3 protein-coding genes are annotated in these 6246 nt (G+C 75.2%); 1 reads left to right on the top strand and 2 read right to left on the bottom strand.

Translation table 11 applies throughout. The features are described 5' to 3' along the window. The first annotated feature begins 237 nt into the window (after positions 1 to 237). Entirely contained in the window at positions 238 to 1149 is a 912-nt protein-coding gene (locus ACFV4F_RS32360) for a phytoene/squalene synthase family protein (RefSeq protein ID WP_380444830.1), read from the top strand. 62 nt (positions 1150 to 1211) lie between these two features. Here the strand turns inward: ACFV4F_RS32360 and ACFV4F_RS32355 are convergent, their stop codons facing one another. Both ACFV4F_RS32355 and ACFV4F_RS32350 read right to left on the bottom strand, forming a co-directional pair. Continuing rightward, positions 1212 to 2039 carry an NlpC/P60 family protein gene (locus ACFV4F_RS32355; RefSeq protein WP_380444831.1) on the bottom strand — a complete coding sequence of 276 codons (828 nt, stop codon included), beginning with the start codon at positions 2037 to 2039 and terminating at the stop codon, positions 1212 to 1214. Between the two features lie 299 nt (positions 2040 to 2338). Next, positions 2339 to 6058, bottom strand: a complete 3720-nt coding sequence (locus ACFV4F_RS32350) for a helix-turn-helix domain-containing protein (protein WP_380507849.1) — start codon at positions 6056 to 6058, stop codon at positions 2339 to 2341. Positions 6059 to 6246: the final 188 nt, after the last annotated feature.

Here is a 6246-nt window from a genome sequence, read left to right as displayed (position 1 = left end):
AAAAAACCCCAACTCCCCCCAACTTATTTTAAAACCCAAAAAAAAAAAAACACCCCCCGGCCCGCCCTGCCCCCCCCCCCCCGCCCGGCACAACCCGGGCGGCTCTCGTCTTTCGACCCTAAACGAACCCGCCTTACCGAACACTTACCAATCGCTCGCGCCCGGCCCTCGTATCACCACCCCCACGCCCACCGTCTAGGCTCGGGGACGATCGAACGAAGGACCGAAGGGAAGCACGTGGGCAGCTGGGAGCGCGCGCTGGACGCGGCCGGGATCGACGACCCCGGACTGCGCGGCGACTACGGCCGGCAGCGCGAGCAGGTCACCGCCTACCGCCGCGAGGCCGCCCTCGCCGCCGGGCTGCTGCTGCCGCCCCGGCTGGTGCCGCACGTGATCGCCGCCACCGCCTTCATGCACCGCACCGACACCCTCCTCGACAGCGGCCCGGTCGACGAGCGGCGGCCGGCCTACGCGCGCTGGGAGCAGGAGGTCGTCGAAGGACTCGCGACCGGCCGGACGGACAACCCCGAGCTGCGCCCGTTGCTCGCCTCCGCCGCCGCGCGTCCCGTCCTGCGCGAGCGCATCCCCGGCCATCTCGCCGGAGCCCTCGCGGACCTCGACTTCACCGGCTTCGCGACCGAGTCCGACTACCAGGCCTACCTCGACGGCTACGCACTGCCCGCGTTCATGGTGGTCGCCGCGCTGCTCGGCCCCGATGGCGACCAGAGCGCCTACGAGGCCGCCTGCCGCGTCTTCATCGACGCGAGCCAGCGCCTCGACTTCGTCAGCGACCTCGCCGAGGACCTCGCCGACGGCCGTCTGACGATCCCCGCCGACACTCTCGACAGGCACGGCGTCACCCGCGCCGACCTCGAACAGGGCCGCGACACACCGGCCTTCCGCGCCCTGGTCGCCGAGCAGCTCGACCAGGTCGACCGCACCCTCGCCGCCGCCCGCACGGTGGTCGACCTGGCCCCGCCGGCCCACCGGCCGATGGTCCGCTGCATGGTCGGCCTGGAGGCCCTCACCAGCGCCACCGCCCGCGCCGACGTCCCCGCTCTGCTCCGCCGGTCCGCCGGCCCGTCCAAGCTCGGCGCCCTGCACCTCCTGGCCCGCGAGTACCTGCGGGCCCGCCGCGTGGCGCGCTGACGGCAGGGGGGGCGACGCCCGGCCCCCGCCCGAGCGGGCGAGGGCCGGAGGGGGGTCGCCGGTCAGCAGGTGGGCACGTCCGGCAACCAGGCCGGGCCCTGGAGGTAGATGTTGCTGATCCAACCGTGGTAGTCCGGCAGGTAGGACCACGCGTCGTTGGTGTAGCCCTCCGCCGTCACCGACTCACCGTGGGTCTGGCACTGGACGCGCACGGCCGTCGGGCCGGGCAGGACGGCGACCGGCGGGCCCGAAGTGCCAGGCGTCGGGCGGATGTTGACGCCGTTGCTCCAGGTCTGGTGGTTGGTGGTGGCCGCCGTGCCGGGGTCGTAGCGGACGGCGCCCGCGTAGTCGGCCATGTTGTGGCTGGTCAGGTCGGACACCATGATGTGCGTGTCCGACTCCCGCGCCTCGACGATCTTGCCGCCGCCCAGATAGATCGCCACGTGGTGGACCCACGACGTGCCCCAGAAGACGAGGTCGCCGGGCTTCAGCACACCGGTGTCGGTGCCCAGGCGCTGCCCGGGGAGCTGGAACTCCTCGGCGGCGTCCTTCTGCCCGACGACGTCCGAGCCCGCGGCCTTGTACCAGGCCCAGCGGATGAACCCGGAGCAGTCGTAGCCCTGCCGGTAGGGATCGTTCTTGGACCGCTCGGGGTCGCTCGGGTCGACGCTGCCGTACGTGGCGCCCGGGGTCGGGCCGTGGCCGCCGCCCCACGTGTACCAGGTGCCGGCGGCGACCTCGTCGCACGCGGCGGCGATGGCGCGGGCGGCGCCGTCGGATATCGGGGTGCCGCCCAGCCCGCACGCGGCGGTGGTGTCGGCGCGGGCCGGAGCGGCGAGGGTGATCGCGCTCAGGAGCCCGGCCAGGAGGGCAAGCAGCAGGCCTGCCACGGGAGTTCTACGGTGGTTCGCTCGCAAGGAAGGTCCCCTCTTCATGGAGGTGCGACGGAACGGGCGGCGGGCCGCTCAAGGGAGGAAGCACCCGGCCGTGCGGCCGTCCCCCGTACACCCCCATGGCCGCACGACATCTGACGCATCGTCGGACACCGAATGCGGTCGCGGACCGCCGCCCATGCCCCGAGCCTGCCCACCCGACCCGGCAACCGTCCACCCGCCACCGGTCGCCCATCCCATCGGGAAACGGGAAACCTTCCGGGAAACCGCGGCCGACCTGCCTCGACGAGCCCCGGTCAACACCCCGCCCGGTACGGCTCCCCCGGCAGCAGCGCCGCCCACCGCGCCGCGTCGACCGGTCCGAGCAGCCCGCAGATCGCGGCCGAGCGCGCACCGGTGTCCTGGTTCCAGAACCGCACCGTCCCGTCGCTGCCGCCGCTCGCCAGCGAGCGCCCGTCCGGGCCGAAGTCGACCGACCAGACGGCGTTCCCGTGCCCGGCCAGCGCGGCGACCGGCGCGCCCGCCCGCGCGTCCCAGGTCCGGACCGTCCCGTCGTTCCCCCCGCTCGCCACCGTCCGCCCGTCCGGCGAGAACGCGACCGCCCGCACCGCCCCCGTGTGCCCGGCGAGCGTCGCCAGCGGCCGTCGCTCACTGGCGTCCCACAGCCGGACGGACCCGTCGTTGCCGCCGCTCACGAGCGTCCGTCCGTCCGGCGAGAACGCGAGTCCGCGCACGGCCCCCGTGTGCCCGGTCAGCGTGCCGACCGGGCGCAGCTCACCGACGTCCCACAGCCGCACCGTGAGGTCGTCGCTCCCCGAGGCGAGCGTGCGCCCGTCCGGGGCGAAGGCGACGGCGTTGACGAAGTCCGTGTGCCCGATCAGCACTCCCTCGGCCCGCTGCCAGGGCACGTTCCAGAGGCGGACGGTACGGTCCTCGCCCGCCGAGGCGAGCAGCCGCCCGTCCGGGCCGAACGCCACCGCGAAGACCGAGCCCTGGTGCCCGGTGAACGCCGCCACCTGGCTCCGCGCGGCCACGTCCCACAGCCGGACCGTCGAATCGGCGCCGGCCGAGGCCAGCAGCCGCCCGTCCGGGCTGAACGCCACGCCCAGCACCTGACCGCCGTGCCCGGTGAGCACCCCGGTCTGCCGCCGCGTCGCGACGTCCCACAGCCGCACCGTCCCGTCCGCACCCGCCGACGCGACCGTCCGCCCGTCCGGGCTGAACACCGCCCGCCACACCTCCGCGAACGGATGGGCGACGAGTGCCGCCGCCCCCAGGTCCCACAGCACCACCGACTGGTCGAACCCGGCCGTGGCCAGCAGCGTGCCGTCCCGGCCGGCCGCGACGCCGAGGACGTAGTCGGTGTGGCCCGCGAGCGTCGCGGTCACCCGCCGCCCGGCGACGTCCCACAGCCGCACCGTCCCGTCCCCGCCCGCGCTCACCACGGTGGCGCCGCCGTCCAGGTACGCCACCGCGTTGACGTCGTCGCTGTGCCCGGTGAGGACCGCCGTCGTGGCGCCGCTCGCGACGTCCCACAGCCGCACGGTGCGGTCCGTCCCGGACGAGGCGACGCTCCGCCCGTCCGGGCTGAACGCGACCCCGAGCACCTGCCCGCCGTGCCCGCTCAGAACCGCCGTGGCGGCACCCGTCACGGCGTCCCACAGCCGCACCGTCCCGTCCGCGCCCGCCGACGCGACCGTCCGCCCGTCCGGTCCGGTGGCGACGGCCTGGACCTCACTCCGATGACCGGTGAGCGTCACCAGCGGCCGGGGCCCCGCCGACACGTCCCCGGTGCCCCCGATGTCCCCCTTCAGCTTCGCGCCCTCGTCCCACGCGGCCGCCGACCAGACCCGGACGACGCCGTCGGCCCCGCCCGACACCACCTCCCGTCCGTCCGCGCTGAACGCGACCGCCCGCACCGACCCGTCGTGCCCGCCCAGCACGACCGGCGAGCGCCGCCCGGCCACGTCCCACAGCCGCACCCCGTCCGAGCCCGCCGAGGCCAGCACCCGCCCGTCCGGGCTGAACGCGACACCCCTGACCGGCCCGGAATGCCCCACCAGCGTCCCGCTCGGCCGCCGGTCCGGCAGGCTCCACAGCCGCACCGTCCCGTCCGAACTCGCCGTCGCCAGCAGCTTCGCGTCGGGGCTGATCGCACACCCGTTCACCGGCCCCGTGTGCCCGACCAGCCGCCCCGCGAACGGCTGCGCCTGCGTGCTCAGCAGCGCGCTGCGCGCCTCGACGGTCGGCGCGAGCCGGAACGCCCGGTCGGCGAGCAGCATCGACGCCTCGGGCCGCCCGGCGGCGAGCCGGCCCGACTCGGCCGCCATCGCCCTGGACGTCGCCGTCCGCCCCTGGTCGACCGCCGAGGACCGCTGCTGGTAGGCGAAGGCCCCGGCGGTGAGCGTGATCACGAGCAACAGGACCAGCGAAACGATGAGTCGACGCTGCCGTCGCGCCTGCCGGCGGGCCACCCCCTGGCGCTCGTCCTCATGCTTCCGGCTCGCCCGCAGAAAGCCTGTTTGACGATCCGTCAATTCATCGTGATGGAGCGGATCATGCGCCCACTGCCAAGCCGCCGCGAGCCGCGCACCGCCATAGAGCGCGGCAGGGTCCCGTCCGTCCCGGTCCCACTCCGCAGCAGCTTCACCGAGTTGACGACGGATCAGCAGGCCGGCCCGGTCCGCCTCCACCCAGTCCCGCAGCCGCGGCCAGGCCCGTAGCAGCGCCTCGTGCGTGATCGCGACCGTCTCGCGGTCCACGGTGAGCAGCCGGGCCCGGACGAAGGCGTCCAGCACCGCCCCGCCGTCCCCGCCCACCAGCAGCGACAGCAACTCCGCTCGCGCCACCGGCCGCCGGAACTCCTCGCCCTCCGGGCCGACTTGCACCAGCCGCAGCAGGAGCTGCCGAGCGAGCTCCCGCTGCCCGGCGCCCAGCCCCGAGAACACCCGCTCGGCACTCTCCGCGACCGCGCCGTGGATGCCGCCCGTGCCCAGGTAGCCCTCCACCGTCAGGGTCCGCCCGTCGCGCCGCTGCCAGGTCGCCAACAGCGCGTGCGACAGCAGCGGCAGCACCCCGGCGCTCTCCGCCGCCCCGGCCCGCTCCCCCAGGTCGCGCAGCAACACCTCCACCAGCCCCGGTTCCAGCCCCAGCCCCGCCTCGGCCGCCGGCCGCGTGATCGACTCCCGCAGTTGCGCCCCGGCCATCGGGCCGAGCGCGAGCAGCCCGTGGCTGAGCACGGGCACGAGCTCAGGGTGGTCGAGGCACCGTCCGCAGAAGTCCGCCCGCACACCCAGCACGACGAGCGCCGCCGGGCGCACCGTCGCGAGCCCGCACAGCGTCCGGACGAACGCCCGCCGCTCCTCCTCGTCCGCACACAGAGTGAACGTTTCCTCGAACTGGTCGACGATCAGTGCCAGTCCGGCGCCCGACGGCTCCTCCCGCGCCGCCTCCTCCAGCGCCTCCCGCAGCGCGGCCAACGGGTGCGCCGTCGGCGTGCACACCGCCACCCGCCACCCCGGCCTCCCCTCGGGAGCCAGCGCCCCACCGCGCAGCGCCGGCACCAGCCCGGCCATGAGCAGCGAGGACTTCCCGGCCCCCGACGGCGCGACGAGCGCGAGCGGCCCGTGCCCGGCCCGCTCGGCCAACCGGTCGAGCAACTCGGCGAGTTCGCCGTCCCGCCCGGCGAACCAGCGCGCCTCCCCCGGCCCGAACGACGCGAGCCCCGGGTACGGACACGGCTCGTCCCCACCGTCCGTCCCTCGCTCATCGGCCCGCGGGCACTCGACCAGCCGCACCAGCGCGCCGCCCGCCCGCAGCATGTCGTCACACCGCTGCGCGAGGTCGGGCGTCGCGGGCTTGCCGCCGTTCTCGATCTTGCTCAGGTAGCCCTTGCTGTAGTGGACGAGCCGCGACATCTCCGCGAGCGAGAGCCCCCGCACCTTCCGCAACCGCCGCAACTCGGCCCCGAACTCCGGAGGCCGTCCCCATTCGCGCTCGTCGAGCTCCGACCCCACCCCTGCCCCCCAACAGGTTGACGCAACGCCATCATCATGACGGCCCGGCGGCTGCCGGCAGGCCCGAATCACCGAAACGCTGCGAAGCCCCTCCCGGGAACACGACACCGCCGGGGGGGCGGGGGGGCCCGCCCCCCCCGCGGGGGCGCGGGGGGGCCGGGGGCTTCTGGTGGGGGCGATGACCACTG

It is taken from the genome of Kitasatospora sp. NPDC059722 (assembly GCF_042733235.1).
Classification (GTDB): Bacteria; Actinomycetota; Actinomycetes; order Streptomycetales; family Streptomycetaceae; genus Kitasatospora.
The sequence above is the reverse complement of the archived record's forward strand: the minus strand, read 5'-3'. Positions and strand labels throughout refer to the sequence as shown.